The following is an 18,219-nucleotide window of genomic DNA, read 5'->3' as shown; positions in this document are numbered from 1 at the left end:
GACAGTTCGCAGACAATCCCGGCCCGAAACATGCCCAAGCTTCCAATCCTTGTCCTGACGCGCCCAAAGGCGGCGGCGCAGCGGTTTCTGACGCAGGTCGAAGCGGCGCTGGGGCAGGAAGTGCCGCATGTGATCTCGCCGATTTTGCAGATCCAGCCGATTGGGGATTGGCCCGACTTGTCTGGGGTGGAGGTCATCCTGACCTCGGAACACGCGGTGCGGGGGGATTTGTCCGGCATCACCGCCCATTGCGTCGGCAGCCGCACAGCCGAGGCCGCAGTGGCGCAAGGCGCGCAGGTCCAAACCGTTGCGGTGAATGCCGAAGCACTGTTGCAGAAGCTGGGTGCGCGACCGGGCAGCTATGTGCATCTCTGTGGCTCGCATAAAGCGGTCGATATCTCGGCGCGTTTGACCGCTGCCAGCCTGTCATGCCGCGACCATCAGGTCTATGCGCAGGTGGCGCAGCCCCTGACCGATACCGCACGCGCGGCGTTGGAAGGGGAAGACCCCGCCCTGCTTCCCCTTTTTTCGCCCCGTTCGGCGCGTTTGGTTGGGGAAGCCATTGCGAAACCGGGTCGGCACCTCCACGTCATAGGTATGAGTGATGCGGTCGCAGAAGAATGGCGTGTGGTGACAGGCGAAACCGCCGAATTTGTCGGTACGCCGACCGGTGATGCGATGGTGAGCGGGATTGTCGCAGCATTGCGTGGTCACGTCGCTTGAGCCGCACCAAGGCAAGGGGTAGGCTGTTCTACGCAGCTGCAGCATTTTAGAGCAAGATTCGAGGGGTTCGTTATATTGGCCAAGTCTCCGAAAACAGCCAAGGAAACGGCGGAAATGGTGGAAGACGCCGTTGTCGTTGAAGAAACCAAGCTGGACGAGGACCAGGATACACCTCCTGAAAACCCGACCGAGGATGCGCCTGCGGCGGAGTCTGAGCAGGATGACGCTGTGATTTCCGACGCGGCCGAGAGCACGGACGGCGAAGATTTGCCTAAAGACGTAGCTGACGCCGAGGAGCGTGCTGAGGGGGCCCCGGAAGAGGCTGAAACTTCTGCTGAACCGACCCCAGCCCCGGTTGCCGCAGAACCCAAGAAAAGCGGATCTGCTTTTGGCCCGATGCTGTTGGGTGGTGTGATTGCCGCAGCCCTTGGATTTGGGGCCGCCCAGTTTGCGGGTCAGTGGTCGTTTGGGCAGCCGGAAGAAGATCCGATGATCGCCGAGATGGCCGCGCTTCAGGACCGGATTGCCGGTTTGGAAAGCAGCACCGCTGCGCAGGGTGACAGCCTGAGCGCCTTGGCCGCGGATGATGGGCTGGATCGGCTGCGGGACGAAACCGCAGGCACAATGGACCAGCTGCGCACGCAGCTTGACGGGATGAGCGCGAAGCTGGACGAGCTTGAGAACCGCATTCACACGGTCGAAAAACTGCCGCAGGGATCCGGCATGGAAGCCGCTGCAGCTGCTGCCGCTGCGTATGAGCGTGAGTTGCAGCAGATGCGCCAGATGCTGGATACCGAGCTTGCGCGGATCACCAGCCAGAAAGAAGATGCGCAGACGCTGGAAGTCTCGGCCGCTGAAACCGCGCGGGCAGCAGCAGCGCGGGCCGCAATGGCGCGCGTGCATGCAGCCCTTGAAACCGGCCAGCCCTTTGGGGACGCGCTGTTTGATTTGACGGAAAACGCAGGCCTAACCGCGCCGGACGCGCTGTCGGCCATTGCGGCGGATGGTGTTGCCACCCAACAAACGCTCCAGTCCAGCTTCCCGGAAGCTGCGCGCGCGTCGCTGGATGCGTCGATCCGCGCGGCTGTGGAAGCGGGCGAGATGGATCGCGTCTCGGCCTTTTTCCGCACCCAGCTGGGCACGCGGTCGTTGGAACCGAAAGAGGGCGACGATCCCGACGCCATCCTGTCGCGCGCCGAAGCCGCGCTGAAGGCTGGGCAGTTGGACACCGCACTGACGGAACTGGCCGCCATGCCTGACGCCGGACAGCCTGCGCTGGCCCCGTGGATCGCAACCGCCACCGCGCGTCGCGATGCCCTGGCCGCCGCTGCCGATCTGTCCCAGCACATGAACACGAACTGAGGAACCGCCGATGCTTTGGTCTTTGATTAAGATTATCCTGTTCATCGCAGCGATTGCACTTTTGACAGTGGGCGCTGGGATCCTCATGGAAACCGAAGGTGGCGTGCGTATCGCCATCGGCGGAACGGAATTCAACATGGAGCCCTTACAGGCGGTTATCGCCGGGGTGCTTCTGGTCATAGCCATCTGGCTGGCGCTGATCGTGTTTGGGCTGCTGGTTGCTTTTGTCCGCTTCGTGAATGGCGACGAAACCGCGATTTCGCGCTATTTCGACCGTTCGCGTGAACGCAAAGGCTATGAAGCGCTGGCCGAGGGCATGATGGCGATTGCGTCGGGCGAAAGCTCGACCGCGATGTCGAAGGCCGCCCGGGCCGAGAAATATCTGCGCCGTCCCGAACTGACCAACCTGCTGACCGCCCAAGCGGCCGAGATGTCGGGGGATAAGCGCAAGGCGGCTCAGGTCTATAAGCGGTTGCTGAAAGATGAACGCACGCAGTTTGTCGGCGTGCGCGGAATCATGAAGCAGAAGTTGGAAGAGGGTGACACCGAGACAGCGATGAAGCTGGCCGAGAAAGCCTTTGCGCTGAAGCCGCGTCATACCGAAACGCAGGATGTGCTTCTGGGCCTTCAGGCGCAGAACAATGACTGGGCCGGTGCGCGCAAGACGCTGGGCGCCAAGCTGAAATATGGCGCCCTGCCGCGCGATGTGCACAAGCGCCGCGATGCGGTTCTGGCGCTGTCGGAAGCCAAGGGCGTGATGAAGGAAGGCAACCCGATCGAGGCGCGTGTCGCCGCGATTGAGGCCAACCGCCTGTCGCCCGATCTTGTGCCCGCTGCGGTGATGGCAGCGCGTGGGTACATCGCCGATGGCAAGCCGAAATACGCCTCGCGCGTGCTGGTCAAGGCATGGTCGGCGCAGCCCCATCCGGATCTGGCTGCAGCCTTTGCCGACATCGCGCCCGACGAAACGCCTGCCGAACGGATCAAGCGGTTCCGCGCTCTGACCAAGCATCAGGACGGCAACCCCGAAACCCGCATGCTGCTGGCCGAGCTGAACATCGCAGCCGAGGATTATCCCGCCGCCCGCACCGCGCTGGGCGATCTGCCGGACGCGATGCCGACGCAACGCGCGCTGACGCTTCTGGCGGCGATTGAACGGGGCGAGGGTGCCTCGGACCACGATGTGCGCGCGACGCTCGCCCGTGCGGTAACCGCGCCGCGTGGGCCTCAGTGGGTCTGCGAAAGCTGCAACCACGTGCACGCCGCATGGCTGCCGGTCTGCAACAACTGCGATGGCTTTGACACGCTGGCGTGGAAACCCGCGCCCGAGGCCGAGGGTGCCGTGCCTACGGGCGCCGAGATGCTGCCCTTGGTCGTCGGTGACGCCCCGGTGGATGCGGTTGAAGACGCAGAAGAGCTCAGCGACGACCCCGCCGTTCTGGACGGTGAAGTCGTGAAAGAGGCAGACGACAAGCCCGCTGCATAACCATCCCTTCAGGCGGTGGACTTGCATCGCCGCCTGATCGCCTGACAGTCCGTTCAGACGCATTGTTTTCGCTTGCGCAAAGATCGTGTCACGTCTAAAACCCCCAACGCTGCGGGGCGGAATTCGCCCGGCAACATGTGGGCCGCTGTAGCTCAGCTGGTAGAGCACGTCATTCGTAATGATGGGGTCGTAGGTTCAAGTCCTATCAGCGGCACCACCCCTTTCCGGAAAATTCTTAAATCCGATATTTGCTATATGGGGTAGGGCTTGTCTCCACCCTTATACCCACCCTCAGTGTTGAGTTTTTTGGCGAAGCCAACGTCGAGCTACACAAAGATGGGCGCGATGTTTTGCGCCGTCGCTTCCCGATCAATGACCAGTACAGATTGCAGGTCGAGGCACAGTTGACAACTTAGACATAGAGTTGCCATGAACTGGTGTAGAATATCCGCTGACCTAAGTGTTGTTGGTGCCCACTTCAAACCGCTCGGCCGCAGGTAAGCCGGATAATCTTGGCCAAAGAGAAATGATCACAGTCACAAATTTCAGTAAGCAGTACAAAGGCTTCACGGCCGTGAAGGACCTGAGCTTTTCGGTTGAGTCCGGCCAGATCCTTGGGTTGCTCGGGCCGAATGGGGCGGGCAAGACAACGACCTTGCGTGCCCTGTGCGGGATTATCCCCCCCACCTCGGGACAGCTTGTGATTGCCGGCCATGATATTGCCAAGGCACCCATCGCCGCCAAGCAGAACCTTGGCTATATTCCCGACGATCCGCGGCTATTTGATACCATGACAGTATGGGAGCATCTGGCGTTCACTGCGGCGGCCTACAAAGTCACAGATTTCGAGGAACGTGCCGAAGCGCTTCTTGCGTCGTTCGAACTGACCCACAAGCGTGATACGCTTGTTCATAACCTGTCTCGTGGCATGCGCCAGAAAGTGGCGATCGCCTGCGCCTTCCTGCATGATCCAAAGGTTATCCTGTTCGATGAGCCGCTGACGGGGCTCGATCCTCAGGGCATCCGGGGCATCAAGCAGGCGATCCGCGAACGTGCGCAAGCTGGTGCAGCGATCATCATCAGCTCGCATCTTCTGAGCCTGTTCGAAGATTTATGTACGCACATTATGGTGTTGAACCTTGGTGAATGCCGCTTGTTTGGCACGATGGACAACGTGGCGAGCGAGTTCGGCCAGACCGAGGATAGTTCAGCACTTGAAGAGGCATATTTCACAATCACCCAGAACAAAGAGACCGGTCAGGCCTAAGCTATGGATCAAGCGCTTTTTCGTCTTCTTGTGATGCGATTGCGCGGCGGTTTTCGCCAGCGCCTGATCCAGTTGACAAGCTTGCGTGGCCTGCTTTTCTTTCTTGCTTTTGTCGGGATCATTTGGCTGCTCTTCGTAACGAACAGCTCATCGTCGGACATGGGGTCTCTGTCTGACGCAGCCCTGGATCGGCAAGCGTTAAGCGCGCAGATCAGTACTTTCATGCCGATCAGCATGCTTGCGATGTCGCTGCTGACGGTGGCGCTGACGACGGGGCCGACATTTCATTTTTCGCCGGCCGAGATCAATTTTCTTTTTACCGGGCCGTTCCGTCGCCGCGACCTGATCATCTACAAATTTGGCGCCTACGTTGCTGGGGCCACCTTAAGCAGTGCGCTCATCGCCGTTTTTGCGCAGGGGCAAACGGGCTCGGCCCTGTCTGCTTTCTTTGCGTCGCTTCTGACGATCACATTCGTTCAGTTGAACAGCGCCGTCATCGTCATGACCTCTCAGACACTGGAAGGCAGCAGGCTCGCGCGGATACGATACCCCGTCATTGCGCTGCTTTTCGCAGCTGCAGCCGCCAGCATAGTTTACGCGTGGATGGTGCCCGACCGTAGCCTCTTTGATCTGTTATCTGCGTTTCGGCATTCGTGGATCGGCACGATCATCCTGATACCCTATATTGTGTTTGCCGAACTCTTCGTGTCGTCATCCTTGTCGCAATTGGCCTTCTGGGGCTGCATCGCGTTCCTCATCAACGCCGCACTGCTGCGCGCGGCGATCGTGCTTGACGCCCGCACGACCGACCGCGCCCTCAGCGAAAACGCCCGCGAGAGCAGCCGGTGGGAACGCGTAAAGCAAGGGGGATCCTACTGGGCCACGCAACGCGCCGAGGTGCGCTCATTCCGTCGTTCGCCGGCTTGGGGAGGCTTGGGCCCCATTGCTTGGCGACAGGCGTTGAACGTTGCCCGCAACTCTTTGAAGGTCGTCGCCGTGTTCACTGGCATCGCCGCCTGCGCCGGGCCGCTAGTTGCGGCGGTCGGTATACCCCTTTCAGATCCGCGCGCCTTGACGATTATCTACACCTTTTTCGGGTTCATCCTGCCGCGCACACTGGTTTGCGATTTTCGCGGCGACCTGAGCAGGATGGAAATCTACAAGACCCTGCCCATCGCCCCGTGGCGCATCTGCGCAGGCCAGCTCGTGGTTCAGGTGCTTGTGACCTATGTTGTCGTATTGTCCCTGATCGTCAGCATCACCGTCTTTGAAAAGGGTTTCGTCACATCCGGTGCACTGGTATTTGCAGCATTTGCGCTCCCGTTGACTGTGCTCATCTACACAATCGAAAACACGATACATCTTTTGTTTCCGAAGAAACTTGTTCCGATGGGGCGGGCGGACTTCGAATTTCTTGGTCGTTCCCTTGTCGAGTTCATAGCGAAGACAATTGTCGTTTTGATCGCTGTTGCGGCATCGGCTGCCGTGGGTTTCGCCACATTCACAACGTTTAGAACCTCTTTGGTTCTGCCAGCCTTGGCCAGTTGGATTACCTTGGCCTTGATCGTGCTTCTGACGTTGGTCATGATGCAATTTGCTTTTCGCCGGTTCGCAGTGGCTGAGACCGTCGACTAGAGCGCAGAATTACGAACCTCGCCTAAGGCGCTCGCATACTTCGGGCCTACTATCATCGTTTCCAATGGGGGTTTCATGCCTGTCCTGTCCCACGATCAGCTGTCTTATCTGACCGCCTTGCGCCACGCGCTGCATCGCCGTCCCGAGGTGTCGGGGGAAGAGGCCGAGACCGCCGATTGCATCGATGACGAGCTGACCAAGCTGGGCGCAGATCACATCTGGCGCGGGCTTGGCGGTCATGGTGTGGCGGCCGAGTTTACTGGCGTGTCTGACGGCCCCACGGTGCTGTTGCGCTGCGAGCTGGACGGTCTGCCGATCCGCGAAATCTCGGACCTACCCTATCGGTCCGAGGTCGAGGGGAAGGGGCACCTGTGTGGTCATGATGGGCATATGGTGTCGATCTTGGGGGTTGCGATGCATCTTGCGCGCCGTCCCGCCTGTGGTCGTGTGATCCTGTTGTTCCAACCGGCCGAGGAAACCGGGGCAGGGGCGCAGGCGGTGATCGACGATCCGCGCTGGGCCGAGATCAAGCCGGACTATGCCTTTGCCTATCACAACCTGCCCGGACGCCCCTTGGGCGAGATCGGGTTGCGGTCGGGGCCGGGCAACTGCGCGTCACGCGGGATGCAGATCCTGTTCGAGGGCAAAAGCTCGCACGCGGCGGCACCTCAGGACGGGCTGTCCCCCGCGCAGGCAATGGCGACGTTGATGGAGGCGCTTCCGGCGCTGGGCTCGGGCCAGATCGGGGACGAGGGGTTCGCCCTCGCCACCCTGACCCATGCGAAGCTGGGCGCGCCGACCTTTGGGATTGCCCCTGCGGATGGCGAGTTGCGGGTGACGTTGCGCTCGATGACCAACGCGCGGATGGAGCGCCTGATGGCGGACGCGCAGGCGCTGGTGTCCAAGGTGCAGGGCGACTTGAAGGTCGAGTTGCTTTGGCATGACGTGTTCCGCGCGGTGGTCAATGACGCAGAGGCGGTGCAGATCGCACGTGATGCGGCGCAGGCATTGGGGCATGACACGCACGAGATGACCACCCCGATGCCGTGGTCCGAGGACTTTGGCCGCTTTGCTGATGATGGGGCCTGTGCGGCGATGCTCTATGTCGGGTCGGGGGTGGATCAGCCGCAGCTGCACAATCCGGACTATGATTTTCCCGATGCGCTGCTGCCCGTTGTGATCGACCAGTTCTGCGCCATCGTGGATCGGCTGACCGCGCACCCGTGATCGCCATAAGACAGGATCGCGGCAAAGAAAAAGGGCGGCTGGTATGCACCGGCCGCCCTTCGATTTTTCGGATCAAATCAGATCAGAACGTGTAGTCCAGACCGACGGTGACACCCAGCGAGTCCCAGTCGCGGCCACCGCCGTCAACGAATACCGAACCGTTGATCAGCAGGTTGTCATCGTTGCTGTAGTCCAGACCGATCTCGATGCGGCCCGAGTGACCACGGGTGGTCGACGCGGCGACACCACCGTTGCTGAAGTCATAGGTCCAGATCGATTTGGCGCTGAGGTTGGCGGTCAGGGTCCCGCCGCTTCCAACATTGTAGCTGCGCGAGAAGGTCGGGCCGACCTCGAACGAACCAAACGAGGTGGTGACAGGTGCCACGCGGATGCCGTTGCTGTCGCGATAGGCGTCGGTGGTTTCTTCAAACCACTACAGGCGTGCTTCGGGCTGGACGGTCAGCTCGCCAACCTGGAAGTCACCAACCAGAGCGGCCGTTGCCAGCCAGCGTTCTGCGTTAACCGTATCGGTGTAGGTGCCGAAGGGCGAAACGTCATTCGACGACCGACCCCAAGCCACGCGGGCATCGAAATACAGGTTGTCCTGAATGCGTTTGGTCAGGTACGGGCCGATCATGAAGCCGTTGCCCGAGATCTCGGCGCCAGCACCGCTGAGGCGTGCGTTGTCGAACTGCAGGCCCAGACCGATCAGAAGGTCAGGGTTCACCAAGCGGTCAACACCCATGTGGATGATGTTGAAGTCGCCGTCCATGTTCCCGGCCGAGAACTTGGCATGCGCGGCTTCGATCCAGAAGTCATAGGGCGACGTCCGTGCAGCAGGATTGGACGATGCCAGGAAAGTGCCACCAGCAGCAGCTTCGCCTTCGGGTGCGGCGCTGTCGCGGCTGGCGACTTCGCCTGCAGCGTCAACATTGCGGCTACGGTTGTTCAGACGACCGATGCGGCGTTCCAGGTTCGGACCGTTCTGGATGATCAGACGGCCACGTGCCTCGGACAGGGTGCCGATCAGTGCTTGTGCTTCACCAGCAGGGTCGATGACGTTGATATTGATGAACCGCGATGTCGCACAGGATCCAACGTCACAATAGGTCGTGATAACAATTTGGTGCGCGCCGGGTGCCGTGTTGGCGGGAATAACAACAGATGTGTTTACCGACCGTGTGACGGTACCATTGACTGACGGTTCCGAGCCAGAGGCCAGCAAAGTTACGCCATCAAGATAGATTTCCCATGGTGCGGGTGGCGCATGTCCTGCGTGCCAGATCGTGTAGTCAAACCCGATGTCAATCGTGTCACCGGCAATGCCCGTAGTGGTCGAACTGGTGACGTTTGCCATCCCGTCAATACTGTGCGCATCTGCTTGGGTCGCGCCGAACAGGCCAAAAGCCATCACAGCAGCAAATGTGCGCACCCCTTTGAACAGGCCGGGCACACCCTTCAAGCCCAGCACATTCATCCCTCGTTCTTTAGCCATCCCCTAACTCCTTATGGCGTAAATGTTCTTGCCTTTCGGCGTAATTCGCAGGCTTCAGTTGTGACAGGAGATCCGGGATGAGCGTTTGCTTCTCTGCGTTTCTATGGACGCAATTTGAATGCTTTCTTGCCCGGAAAGATTTCGTCACTGCCGAATTGTTGCCCTTGGGTTAACTTTTATTCATGTTTTCTTAACATTTGAAGGAAAGTCGGGCGCGGTCGGCCGGGGCGAGAGCAAAAATCTCTGTAAGGGTATTTATGTTACAGTTACATATACTTATAGTAGAAGTTGCGAAATGCAATAGAACCGAGGGTGGAGCTTCGGTTCCGTTTCAAAGTGTAAGTTGACGGGGACTGGCGGCTTACTTGATGCGCGTCAGGTCCCAAAACGCACCGTCGCGAAACAGTCGCAGCACAATTGCAGCCGATCTGGGGGCCGAAATCCCCTCGGCCGCAAACTTGTTGGGGGGCGTGAATTGAAGGTCAAGATCGGTCTGGGTGGTGCCATCCACCAGCAGCGCGTCGATGGTGATGTTCTGCGCGTCGCGCGGCTCCAGATTTAGATCATACAGATAGATCGCGATTTCGTCGTCTGACCGGACCAGTTCGATATGGCTGTGCTGGGTCACATGCACCACGCCACCATTCTTCCCGTTGTGATCGGGGCTGTCATGGGCGATGGCTGCACCAATCATGAACTGAGAGAATACGAGTGTTGCGAACAGTTTCGTGGTCTTGGGCAGGAACATGTCTGGTTTGTCTTTTCTGGTTAAAGAGATGGCACATCAGCTTTCGAACGGCCCGCGCGGGCTTGCATCAAACTCCACACAATCGCGGCGAATGTCGACAGAAAAGTCTGGGTCTGCGGATTTCGGTCCGTGTGTTGCGTCACAGAGCATCAGCCTGCGTGGCCTCGGGCGCTGCAAGACACACTTTCACGCCGCCCAATTCGGATTGATCCAGCGACAGGGCGCAGCCATGGGCCTGTGCCATGCGCTGTGCAATGCTCAGCCCCAAGCCCGTGCCCGGCTGTTCTGGGTCCAGTCGCGCCCCGCGTGCCAGCACCGCATCACGTTCGTCTTCCGGGATGCCGGGGCCGTCATCCTCAACGCAGAGAAGCACCTGCGTGCCGTCCTGCCCGCCGCGCACGGTAATTCGGCTTTCGGACCACTTCACCGCATTGTCCAGCAGGTTGCCCAGTAGCTCGGTCAGGTCGTACTCGTCAAAGGGCAGGTACAGGGGGCGGGGCAGGTCGATGTCCCACTGAATGTGCTCGGCGCCGGGCTGGCGGCCAAGCGCCTTGTGCAGGCGGTCAATGATCGGACCGGCGTCGCAGTTCAGAAGCGCCTGCTGGCTGTCGCGGGTCGAGGCCAATTCCCGTTCGACAATGTGCTGAATGCTGGTGATTTCCGTCATCAGATCATCGGCAAGCTTGTCTTGGCCAGCCCGCCGCACCTTGCGCTCGATCCCGTGCATGATTGTCAGGGGCGTCTTCAACCCATGTGCCAGATCCCCCGCGCGCGAGCGGGCGCGCTCCAGCGCTTCGGCATTGACGTTCAGAAGCTGGTTCACCTCTTCGACCAGCGGCAGAACTTCGGAGGGATAATCCGACGACAACCGCCCGTTTGGGGTGTGCGAGACGCGGGCGATCTCGGATCGGATCTTTTGCAGCGGGTTCAACCCCAAGCGCACTTGGAACCAACTGGCAATCATCAGAAACAGGCCCAAGACCCCCAGCCAGAAGATCGAGTTCGTGGTGAACCGTGCGACCGACATATCCAGATCCGCGCGGTCGATGGCCACTGCCAAAAAGACCTCTTTCCGGGTCTCGCCTTCGCCCATCGTGATGATCCAATTGGCGACCGCGACGGCGTCTCCGGTTCCCGTTGTTAGGTCGGTAAAAGAGATCACGCCCGCGGCCTGTGGGCGGGTCAGTTCCAACGGCGCGGCCCAGAAAGATGGCGACAGAAGCGGTTCGGCGTCATCGATCTGCACCTGCCAGTAATATCCGGACAGCGCCTGATTGAAGCGCGGGTCTGGAATCGGAGTGACCTCAATCGCGCCCTCGGCCGTGGCCGAGACATTCCCGCTGAGTTGGATCAGATAGGTCTCAAGCTCGTCGCGCGCGCGGTCTTCGAAATAGAGACGGAACAGGAAGTTGAAGACAAAGGCCGTGGCCACCAAGGCAATCGCCGTTGTCATGGCGGCTGCCAACAACAGGCGAAGGCTGAGGGACAGCTTCATGTCTCGTCCCCGGCGATCATGTACCCAAACCCGCGACGTGTCTCGATCACACCGCCGCCAATCTTGCGGCGCAGGCGTCCGACCAGAACCTCGACCGCGTTGCTGTCAGGTTCCTGATCTCGGTAATAGATGTTCTCGACCAGCTCTTCCTGTGTCACCACCTCGCCGCGATGGTGCAGCAGATAGTTCAGCAGGCGATATTCCAGAGGCGTGACTTTCAACGGCCGCCCGTCGACTGAAACGCGCATCTGCCGCAGATCGACCCGCAGCGACCCGGCCTCTAGGATCGTGGCTTTCTGCCCGCTGGACCGGCGCAACAGGGCGCGCAGCCGCGCGACCAATTCTTCCATCTGGAATGGCTTGCCCAGGTAATCATCCGCACCCGCATCGATGCCTTCGACCCGCTCGTTCCAGTTGGCGCGGGCGGTCAGCAGGATGACGGGCAGGTCCAGCCCCTCGTCCCGCCAAGCGCGCAGCACGGACAGGCCATCACGCTTGGGCAGGCCGATATCAAGAATTGCGGCCGCATAGCTTTCGGTGCTGCCCAGAAACCAGCCCTCTTCGCCATCATTTGCGATCTCGGGAATCAGCCCCTCACCTTCCAGAACATCCGCGATCAGCTCGGCAATCTTCTGTTCATCTTCCACGATGAGGATACGCATCTAGCACTTCCGCATATTTGTAATTCGTCCCGAGCCCGCATCAACCGAGACCGAGACGACCGCGCCGCTCCGATCAACGATCAGCACTCGAAAGCTTGCACGGTTACCTTTGTCAGAGAATCCGACTTGCAGCAACTTTCCGGGCTGCTTCGATTGCACGTTCTTCAAGACTTCTTGCAGTGGCCGTGCCTCGCCGCGCGCAATCGCACGTTGCGCGCGTTGGTAGTCTTGGCGCGAAATCTGACCGTTCCCCGAAATCGACGAACTTCTGCAGGTGCCCGGCCCGCTAGGTCCGCTGGGGCTGGTCGGAGCCGAGCCGTTCGGGCTGCTTGGTCCGGATGGCTCGCTTGCCGCGCTGGGCGCACTGGCTGGCGACGGGGGTGACGGCGGCGATGCAGGGCTGGCCGGGGACGGGGCCGAGGCAGGGCTGGGCGCCGAGGCTGGGGAGGGCGCGCTGGAAGACGCCCGCGCCTGGCTGAGCCCAACCATGCTGGGCGCCATATAGGCACTGGCAGCCCCCAGACCCAGCCGGATCAGCGCGGCACGGCGTGATATGCGCTTGCCATCACTCATTGCGCGGCCATGTTTTGGGATGCGGGGGTAATCAAACGTGCGCGGGTCAGGCTGCGCATCAGGTTTTCGCTGTCCGTGCTGATCTGATCGACGGGCACGTCGGGGAACGCCTCGGATAGGATCTCGACGACTTCGCCCAGATCGGTCGGTTCCTCCAGCAGGTTCCAGATCGCGGCCGACACCGGGTTCAGGCGGAAGATGCCGATCCCGGATCCATCGGCCAGAAACGCCTCGTCCCCCACCACGCTTTCGGTCACGCCTTGGGCTTGCGTATAGCAGAGATCTTTGGCGAATTTGGGGGCAGGGCGGCCAAGCTGGTCGAGTGGCGCTTGTCTGTCATCCTGCGTAAACTCGGTCAGTTGCGCGGCTGGAAGGGCGGTCATGTCGGGATGGGCCGACAGGTATTCGGCGGCCTCTTCAGCGCTATGATAGGTCAGCCGATAGATCGGCAGATTGCGCGACAGAAGGTCGATCGAGCGCAGGATCGCCCCGGCATGGCGCGTGCGGGCGAAGTTCTGCGTGATCAGGCTGGCCAGGGCGTCTTCGCGAGCCATCACGCTCAGGTGTGGCGGCTGTGGATCATCGCTGCGCTCGAGCATGACCATTGCACCCAAGGGCAGCGTCTCGCCCCACGGGGCGACGGGCGCGTTGGACAGGTACTTGTACTGGCGGTTCGATGGGCCGGGATCTTGCGCGACCTCGGCATGGAAGGCGTCGCTGAAGCCTTCGGGCAGGGGCAGACGCAGCCGCGGCTGAATGCCGTTCGCGATGCCCGCACAGGTCCGGGCTTCGGCGTCCACGCGGACCGGCAGAAAATCGTCAGAATACAAGGGTCTACCCAGACGCGCCAAGGCAATCGCTAAGGTGCTTTTGCCGGCGCGTCTGGCGTTAGGCATCACCACAAGACGCCCGTTAAAGTCGATGGCTGCAGCGTGCAGGCACAAAAGGTCGGGATCCGAGCGCAGGCGTTCCCACGCCATTTCGGCGACGATATCGCAGACCGTGTTGACCCCATCCCAAATCCGGGGTGCGTCGGGCTGGTCCGCATGGAGCACGTTCCAGCGGTCTGGTCCGGCGGGGCTGACAGTTATGAAGGGCGGTTCCGACGGCGGTGTCGTCAGAATGCGGTGCGGCCAGGCAGACAGGATGGCGGGCAGCATCGCCCCGATCTCGTCCGCGTTTTCCAACGCGACGGGATGCTTCAATCCATCAAGCTGCACATATTGCGGTTCCACCACGTTCCGCTCCCACTTCTCGCTGTTCATTCCAGCGAATTTCCCCCTGCGCGTCAACGCAATCCGACCTGCCCGCAATTGAGGTGCGGGCAGGTCGTAGATCAGGTGGGGATACCCACGATCACTTTACTGACGGCAGACTTTAACACCGTCGTCGCGGGTGACCACGGTGCCACCGCCGCTTTCGCATTCTTCAGCCGTCACAACGCGGGGGCCGCTGGGGCCGCTGGCTTCCGACGGTGCGCTTGCCTCGGACGGGCCGCTTGCGTCAGAAGGTCCGCTGGAATCCGACGGGCCGCTGGCGGGCGACGGGGCGCTTGCCGGCGACGGGGCGCTAGCGGGCGACGGAGCGCTTGCCGGCGACGGGGCCGACGATGCGTGTGCAGCCGACAGCGTGGTCAGTGCGGGTACCGAATAGGCGGCCAGTGCCAGCCCACCAATGCGGGTCAGCGCCTTGCGCCGGGAAAATACCTTGTCGTCTTCTTTGGTCATTTGCTCTGTCCTTTACATTGTCGTTCCGGCGCCATTGATTCGTGCGCCTCAACCCTTGATAGCACTTCGCACAGGTCGACAGCCTGAACGGCAGTGTCAGCGTTTTGTCAGGAAGCGATCCAAGAGGATTTTGAACATGTAAGGTGGGCAGAGCCGACCGGCCTGTCGCGCAGGGTGTGCGACAAGCCGGCGATCAGGGTCGTTCGTTTATGCCGCCGCGTCTTGCGCCGCCTTGGGCTGCGAGCTTGCGGTGCGTAGCACGGCGAAACCCACCAAGCCTGACAGGATCGAGCCCGAGATCACGCCAAGACGCACCGCGTTCATGGTCTCGTCCGCGCCAAAGGCCAGCGAACCGATGAACAAGCTCATCGTGAAGCCAACACCGGTCAGGCAGGCGACGCCATAGACATGGTGCCAGGTGACGCCCTCGGGCAGGCGGGCAAGGCCGCTTTTCACACCGATCCACGTCGCACCGAACACGCCAATCTGCTTGCCAATGAACAACCCGGCGGCGATGCCCAGCGGAAGCGGCTGCATCAGGTCCGAGAAAGAAATCCCCTGCAGGCTGACCCCCGCGTTGGCGAAGGCAAAGACTGGCAGGATGAGGAAGGCGACCCACGGGTGCAGCTCGTGCTCGAGCTTATACAGCAGCGCCTTGTCCCCGTCTTTGGCCTTCAGCGGAATGGTCAGCGCGATCAGCACACCGGCCAGCGTCGCATGCACGCCCGATTTCAGCACGAACACCCACATGAACACGCCAATGATCAGGTAAGGCGCGACCCGTTGTACCCCCATCCGGTTCAGCGCGACGGCCAGTGCAAAGCCCAGCATCGACAAGGTCAGCGCGTTGGTGGACAGCTCGGATGTATAGAACACCGCGATGATCACGATGGCGCCCAGATCGTCGATGATGGCGATGGCCAGCAGGAACACCTTCAGCGCAACAGGCGCGCGAGTGCCGAGCAGGGCAAGAATGCCCAGCGCGAAGGCGATGTCTGTGGCGGTGGGAATGGCCCAGCCGTTCAGGTTCTCCGGCGTGCTCCAGTTCAGTGCGACGAAGACAAGCCCCGGGATCGCCATGCCGCCGATCGCCGCCAGAACCGGCAGAACAGCTTTGTCAAAGCTGGACAGCTCGCCCGTCAGCACCTCGCGTTTGATCTCAAGCCCGACGAGGAAAAAGAAGATCGCCATCAAGCCGTCATTGATCCACAGAAGCGCAGGCTTCGAGATCTCGAACCCGCCGATCCCGGCGCGGACATTGGTGTTCAGAAAGCTGTCATAATACGGGGCCAACGCTGTGTTTGCCGCCAGCATCGCCAACAGGGCCACGCCCATCAGGATCAGCCCGGCACTGGCTTCGAGCTTCATGAAGGCTTGAATGCGGGACAGGGTCTTTTCCATGGGCGGCTCCGGTGTTGAATGTATAGGTCGCCATATCGGTTGCTTATGTATACTTTCAAATATAAGTTAGCTTTGATTTACATAGTTTGAGGCTATGATGCGTCCAACCCTGCGCCAGCTTGAATACATTGTGGCCGTGGCCGAGACCGGTCAGGTCGGTCTGGCGGCGGCGCAGTTGAATGTCAGCCAACCCAGCCTGTCCGCGCAATTGGCCGAGGTCGAAGCAGATCTGGGCGTGACCCTGTTTCAACGCGGGCGCGCCGGGGCCAAGATCACTCCGGTCGGCGAAGAGATCGTCCGCCGTGCCCGCCAGATCCTGCACGAGCTTCAGGATTTGCGCGCCGCCGCGCAGGGGGGCGGTATCTTTCAGGGGCGCTTGCGTTTGGGCGTTCCGTCGTCGATCGGTCCCTATCTGCTGCCCGGCGTGGTGCAGCGTTTGCACAAAGAACACCCCAGCTTCCGCTTGATCGTGCGCGAGGAAAGCACGCACGAGCTGGATGAAGGGCTGCGCAGTGGTCGGTTGGACATGATCATCTCGTCACCGGAAGATCACCCCGGCGCGCGCAGATCGCATCTGTTTACCGAAAGCCTGTGGGCTGCCGTTGCGCTGGACCACCCGCTGGCGCATGACAGACCTCATATGGCGCTAAGCGATCTGAACGCGCAGACGCTTCTGACACTTGGGGCGGGCCACAGATTGTCCCACATCGTTGCTGGATTGGCCGCGCGGGCCGGGGGGCGTGTGTCGGACGAGTATGAAGGCACCAGCCTGGACGCCATCCGCCTGATGGCCGCCACCGGTGCCGGGATTGCCATTCTGCCCAGCATCTATGCTGCAACCGAAGCCCGCCGCGGCACCGAAGTCCGCCTGTATCCGTTGGACGACCCCGCAGCCAGCCGCGATCTGGCCCTGATCCAACCCCAGCTGCCCGAGCCAAGACCGGGCAGCGAGGTATTGGCCGACATCCTGCGCAGCGAGGCGCAGCGGCTTTTGAATTCGGACGGGGCCTGAGCGGCCCCAGCCCTTATGCGGTCAGCTGTTTGGCGACCATGTCGTGATCCAGCCACAGCACCGGACCTTCGGGTTCGCTGCTGCAGTCGAAGATCAACTGGCCGGTGGCTTTCACAACGTGCTGGCTCAGCACATCGCTGACCAAGACCTTTCGATCCGCATGCAGGCCCACGATGTCCTGAGAGGTGCTGACCGTCTTGTCGACCTGCTCGGCGCTGTTGGGCATCGGCCAGGCGGTGAAGTTGTAGAAGGGCTGCATGACCGGGTCCAACTGATAGGCCTGCACGGTGCCCAGAATATCTTCCAGCGCGACATCATCTTTCAGCAGGGCCTGACACTCTGCCCATAGGGCATCGGTCCACGCGCCGTCGCCTTCCTTGCGCAGCGCTTCCAGAAGCGGCAGCAGCGACAGTTCGATCCCCGCGAACACGTCTGACGAGTTGGTGCGGATTTCCGGGCAGTTATAGACGGTCGCCTTGACGCCGCTGTCCCATGCCTCTTGCGCGAACTGTTCCAGCCGCATTTTGGCGTAGCCTTGGGTGTAGTTGGTGTAGGTCTGCCAGCGGTATTCCCCGTCGATCAGAATGCGGGTCCCGTGATAGCCATAGGCCGTATAGCGCACCTGCCCACCTTCGGATTCGATACGCTCGCGCAGGGCTGTGCTGTGGCTTAGAAGGTGGCCAAAGCTGTTGGCGGTGACCTCGTCGAAATTCTGCAAGATCAGCTTGCCCAGATCGCTTTCGATCAGCGCCTGCGAGGATTGATAGCGCGCGCCGCGCCCTTTGTAGACACGGTTTGCGATCGCCATGAAGGCTTTCGCGCGCGGGATACCGCCTGCCATCGTATGGGCAAAGAAGACGTTCTTCCCGGCGGGGATCATGCCGTCCAGTTCGGCCATCACTTTGGTCAGCGCGTCGGTGAAACGGGCGGTGCCAAGGGCGCGGGATTGCTCGATCTGGTCCCAGTCCAGCTTGTAGCCCTGCCAGTTGTCCAAGGTCATACCGCCCAACATCGCGGTCGGGGTCGTGCCGCCTTCCGGGGCATCCATGTCGAACCCGGCCATCAGGGGGATGTTGATCACTCGCCCGCCCAGATTGTCCTCGGCCGCGGCCAGTTCGTCCTCGGTCAGGGCGCGCAGGGTGCCGTCCTCGTCCCGGCGCCCAACGGTGATGCCGATCACCTCCATCCCGGCGGCCTTTGCGGCCTCGATCAGCCCGGTGGCATAACCACGCCCGAACAGCTCGCCAAAGAGGACAAAGACATCCCCCTGCCCAAACAGGGTATTCGTCGGAAGGGTCGCCAGAGGGATTGAGTTCTTCATATCTGCATCCTGCATTGTCTGTGTCTTGCTCTTAGTAGTCGATCTACGCGGGCTGGTCGCGGAAATTCAAGTCATCCCGGGAAAA

General features: G+C 61.0%; 17 protein-coding genes and 1 tRNA gene. 9 read left to right on the top strand and 9 right to left on the bottom strand.

Features of this window, described 5'->3' with window-relative positions; translation table 11 throughout:
- Positions 1 to 30 precede the first annotated feature (30 nt).
- The 7 genes from EOL43_RS02455 (at position 31) to EOL43_RS02425 (ending at position 7,700) form a co-directional block, all read left to right on the top strand.
- The gene (locus EOL43_RS02455; RefSeq protein ID WP_133485180.1) at positions 31 to 723 is read left to right on the top strand and encodes a uroporphyrinogen-III synthase; all 693 of its coding nucleotides are present in this window, start codon (positions 31 to 33) and stop codon (positions 721 to 723) included.
- Between the two features lie 75 nt (positions 724 to 798).
- Positions 799 to 2,085: a hypothetical protein gene (locus tag EOL43_RS02450; RefSeq protein WP_133485179.1), complete on the top strand. Its 1,287-nt coding sequence runs from the start codon at positions 799 to 801 to the stop codon at positions 2,083 to 2,085.
- Between the two features lie 10 nt (positions 2,086 to 2,095).
- Positions 2,096 to 3,571, top strand: a complete 1,476-nt coding sequence (locus EOL43_RS02445) for a heme biosynthesis protein HemY (RefSeq protein ID WP_133485178.1) — start codon at positions 2,096 to 2,098, stop codon at positions 3,569 to 3,571.
- A 141-nt stretch (positions 3,572 to 3,712) separates the two neighbouring features.
- Positions 3,713 to 3,788, top strand: a tRNA-Thr gene (locus EOL43_RS02440).
- A 252-nt stretch (positions 3,789 to 4,040) separates the two neighbouring features.
- Positions 4,041 to 4,838: an ABC transporter ATP-binding protein gene (locus tag EOL43_RS02435; RefSeq protein WP_240686443.1), complete on the top strand. Its 798-nt coding sequence runs from the start codon at positions 4,041 to 4,043 to the stop codon at positions 4,836 to 4,838.
- Positions 4,839 to 4,841: 3 nt separating this feature from the next.
- Positions 4,842 to 6,473, top strand: a complete 1,632-nt coding sequence (locus EOL43_RS02430; RefSeq protein ID WP_133485177.1) for a putative ABC exporter domain-containing protein — start codon at positions 4,842 to 4,844, stop codon at positions 6,471 to 6,473.
- A 75-nt stretch (positions 6,474 to 6,548) separates the two neighbouring features.
- Positions 6,549 to 7,700, top strand: coding sequence for an amidohydrolase (locus EOL43_RS02425; protein ID WP_133485176.1), 1,152 nt, complete (start codon positions 6,549 to 6,551; stop codon positions 7,698 to 7,700).
- 82 nt (positions 7,701 to 7,782) lie between these two features.
- Here EOL43_RS02425 and EOL43_RS02420 read toward each other — a convergent pair whose 3' ends face one another.
- The 5 genes from EOL43_RS02420 to EOL43_RS02400 all read right to left on the bottom strand — a co-directional run bounded on the left by EOL43_RS02420 (position 7,783) and on the right by EOL43_RS02400 (position 12,100).
- Complete coding sequence (locus EOL43_RS02420) at positions 7,783 to 8,085, bottom strand: hypothetical protein (RefSeq protein WP_166636184.1); 303 nt, start codon at positions 8,083 to 8,085, stop codon at positions 7,783 to 7,785.
- A gap of 48 nt (positions 8,086 to 8,133) precedes the next feature.
- The gene (locus tag EOL43_RS02415) at positions 8,134 to 9,195 is read right to left on the bottom strand and encodes an autotransporter outer membrane beta-barrel domain-containing protein (RefSeq protein WP_133485174.1); all 1,062 of its coding nucleotides are present in this window, start codon (positions 9,193 to 9,195) and stop codon (positions 8,134 to 8,136) included.
- A gap of 361 nt (positions 9,196 to 9,556) precedes the next feature.
- Entirely contained in the window at positions 9,557 to 9,943 is a 387-nt protein-coding gene (locus EOL43_RS02410) for a hypothetical protein (RefSeq protein WP_133485173.1), read from the bottom strand.
- 139 nt (positions 9,944 to 10,082) lie between these two features.
- Complete coding sequence (locus EOL43_RS02405; protein WP_133485172.1) at positions 10,083 to 11,438, bottom strand: sensor histidine kinase; 1,356 nt, start codon at positions 11,436 to 11,438, stop codon at positions 10,083 to 10,085.
- A complete protein-coding gene (locus EOL43_RS02400; protein ID WP_133485171.1) occupies positions 11,435 to 12,100 on the bottom strand; it encodes a response regulator transcription factor in 666 nt (221 codons plus the stop codon). Before EOL43_RS02400 ends, EOL43_RS02405 begins: the two co-directional genes overlap by 4 nt.
- A 274-nt stretch (positions 12,101 to 12,374) precedes the next feature.
- On the opposite strand from EOL43_RS02400, the gene EOL43_RS02395 reads away from it, so the two are divergent.
- The gene (locus EOL43_RS02395; RefSeq protein WP_133485170.1) at positions 12,375 to 12,605 is read left to right on the top strand and encodes a hypothetical protein; all 231 of its coding nucleotides are present in this window, start codon (positions 12,375 to 12,377) and stop codon (positions 12,603 to 12,605) included.
- Between the two features lie 64 nt (positions 12,606 to 12,669).
- On the opposite strand, the gene EOL43_RS02390 is transcribed toward EOL43_RS02395, so the two are convergent.
- The 3 genes from EOL43_RS02390 to nhaA all read right to left on the bottom strand — a co-directional run bounded on the left by EOL43_RS02390 (position 12,670) and on the right by nhaA (position 15,801).
- The gene (locus EOL43_RS02390; protein ID WP_133485169.1) at positions 12,670 to 13,938 is read right to left on the bottom strand and encodes a PqqD family protein; all 1,269 of its coding nucleotides are present in this window, start codon (positions 13,936 to 13,938) and stop codon (positions 12,670 to 12,672) included.
- 96 nt (positions 13,939 to 14,034) lie between these two features.
- The gene (locus EOL43_RS02385; protein WP_133485168.1) at positions 14,035 to 14,400 is read right to left on the bottom strand and encodes a hypothetical protein; all 366 of its coding nucleotides are present in this window, start codon (positions 14,398 to 14,400) and stop codon (positions 14,035 to 14,037) included.
- 207 nt (positions 14,401 to 14,607) lie between these two features.
- The gene (gene nhaA / locus EOL43_RS02380; RefSeq protein ID WP_133485167.1) at positions 14,608 to 15,801 is read right to left on the bottom strand and encodes a Na+/H+ antiporter NhaA; all 1,194 of its coding nucleotides are present in this window, start codon (positions 15,799 to 15,801) and stop codon (positions 14,608 to 14,610) included.
- Between the two features lie 94 nt (positions 15,802 to 15,895).
- Between nhaA and EOL43_RS02375 the strand changes: the two genes are divergently transcribed.
- Positions 15,896 to 16,813, top strand: coding sequence for a hydrogen peroxide-inducible genes activator (locus EOL43_RS02375; RefSeq protein WP_240686433.1), 918 nt, complete (start codon positions 15,896 to 15,898; stop codon positions 16,811 to 16,813).
- 13 nt (positions 16,814 to 16,826) lie between these two features.
- Here EOL43_RS02375 and EOL43_RS02370 read toward each other — a convergent pair whose 3' ends face one another.
- Complete coding sequence (locus EOL43_RS02370; RefSeq protein ID WP_133485166.1) at positions 16,827 to 18,134, bottom strand: enoyl ACP reductase FabMG family protein; 1,308 nt, start codon at positions 18,132 to 18,134, stop codon at positions 16,827 to 16,829.
- Between the last annotated feature and the right edge of the window lie 85 nt (positions 18,135 to 18,219).

The sequence above is a fragment of the Aliiroseovarius marinus genome, from assembly GCF_004360145.1.
Classification (GTDB): Bacteria; Pseudomonadota; Alphaproteobacteria; order Rhodobacterales; family Rhodobacteraceae; genus Aliiroseovarius; species Aliiroseovarius marinus.
Note: the sequence above shows the minus strand (reverse complement) of the source record. Positions and strands in the feature narration are given on the sequence as shown.

Bases quoted from the DNA above. Each gene is read 5' to 3' on its own strand.
- EOL43_RS02390 (WP_133485169.1), bottom strand. From the start codon at position 13,938: ATGAACAGCGAGAAGTGGGAGCGGAACGTGGTGGAACCGCAATATGTG.
- EOL43_RS02445 (WP_133485178.1), top strand. From the start codon at position 2,096: ATGCTTTGGTCTTTGATTAAGATTATCCTGTTCATCGCAGCGATTGCA.
- EOL43_RS02415 (WP_133485174.1), bottom strand. From the start codon at position 9,195: ATGGCTAAAGAACGAGGGATGAATGTGCTGGGCTTGAAGGGTGTGCCC.
- EOL43_RS02425 (WP_133485176.1), top strand. From the start codon at position 6,549: ATGCCTGTCCTGTCCCACGATCAGCTGTCTTATCTGACCGCCTTGCGC.
- EOL43_RS02375 (WP_240686433.1), top strand. From the start codon at position 15,896: ATGATGCGTCCAACCCTGCGCCAGCTTGAATACATTGTGGCCGTGGCC.
- EOL43_RS02405 (WP_133485172.1), bottom strand. From the start codon at position 11,438: ATGAAGCTGTCCCTCAGCCTTCGCCTGTTGTTGGCAGCCGCCATGACA.
- EOL43_RS02430 (WP_133485177.1), top strand. From the start codon at position 4,842: ATGGATCAAGCGCTTTTTCGTCTTCTTGTGATGCGATTGCGCGGCGGT.
- EOL43_RS02455 (WP_133485180.1), top strand. From the start codon at position 31: ATGCCCAAGCTTCCAATCCTTGTCCTGACGCGCCCAAAGGCGGCGGCG.
- EOL43_RS02400 (WP_133485171.1), bottom strand. From the start codon at position 12,100: ATGCGTATCCTCATCGTGGAAGATGAACAGAAGATTGCCGAGCTGATC.
- EOL43_RS02385 (WP_133485168.1), bottom strand. From the start codon at position 14,400: ATGACCAAAGAAGACGACAAGGTATTTTCCCGGCGCAAGGCGCTGACC.
- nhaA (WP_133485167.1), bottom strand. From the start codon at position 15,801: ATGGAAAAGACCCTGTCCCGCATTCAAGCCTTCATGAAGCTCGAAGCC.
- EOL43_RS02410 (WP_133485173.1), bottom strand. From the start codon at position 9,943: ATGTTCCTGCCCAAGACCACGAAACTGTTCGCAACACTCGTATTCTCT.
- EOL43_RS02370 (WP_133485166.1), bottom strand. From the start codon at position 18,134: ATGAAGAACTCAATCCCTCTGGCGACCCTTCCGACGAATACCCTGTTT.